The sequence below is a fragment of the Mesorhizobium sp. Cs1321R2N1 genome (assembly GCF_037179725.1).
Classification (GTDB): domain Bacteria; phylum Pseudomonadota; class Alphaproteobacteria; order Rhizobiales; family Rhizobiaceae; genus Mesorhizobium; species Mesorhizobium salmacidum.
On sequence record NZ_JAPYKP010000329.1, the window covers coordinates 1 to 672 of the forward strand.

The following is a 672-nucleotide window of genomic DNA, read 5'->3' on the forward strand; positions in this document are numbered from 1 at the left end:
CTATCAGTTGGCCGACTTCGCCTTTGCTATCAGCGCGTCCCATTCGGTCTGGTGCTTAGAAATCCATTCTTTCGCGATAGTTTCGACTTTGTCTGCGCTATTCTCGCCGGAATTTACACGATACGCTGCAGCATCCAGGTCCGCTATCGACATCCGCAAGCCATTTAGAAACGTCCACGCCTTGGGATTTTCCTTAGCGAATTGTTTATTGACCAGGATATAGTTGTCGTTGAATGCAAAGCCCGAGTCTCGCCCATCTTCCCACTTGGTATTTGCATTCTTCACGTCGGGGAGAGATGAAAACGGAACGTTCAGAAACACTACGTCTTTGCCTGGAACCAGAACCGCACTTGTCCATTCGGGTTCCCAAGCCGTGTAAAAAATCGATTTTCCATGCTTGTAGTTCTCAATCGCATTGGCCATCAACGCAAAATACTCACCTTTCTCGACGTTGATGTGGTCGCGCAAGCCGTAACTATCCATGTGGTGCTCGATGACGGCCTCACAGCCCCAACCAGGGTTACATCCGATAAGATTGGCCTTGCCGTCGCCGTCGGTATCAAACAAGGCTGCTATTGCCGGATTCTTCATCTGGTCGAGCGAGGTGATGCCATGTGCATCGGCAGTGGCTTTGTCTATGAAATAGCCCTGCATGGCTTTGGTATACAGGGG

1 protein-coding gene is annotated in these 672 nt (G+C 50.3%); it reads right to left on the reverse strand.

The features are described from left to right. Positions 1–3: 3 nt before the first annotated feature. Positions 4–672: glycine betaine/L-proline ABC transporter substrate-binding protein ProX (gene proX, locus O7A61_RS32325; RefSeq protein ID WP_337133193.1), on the reverse strand; the 669-nt coding region annotated here is incomplete at its 5' end.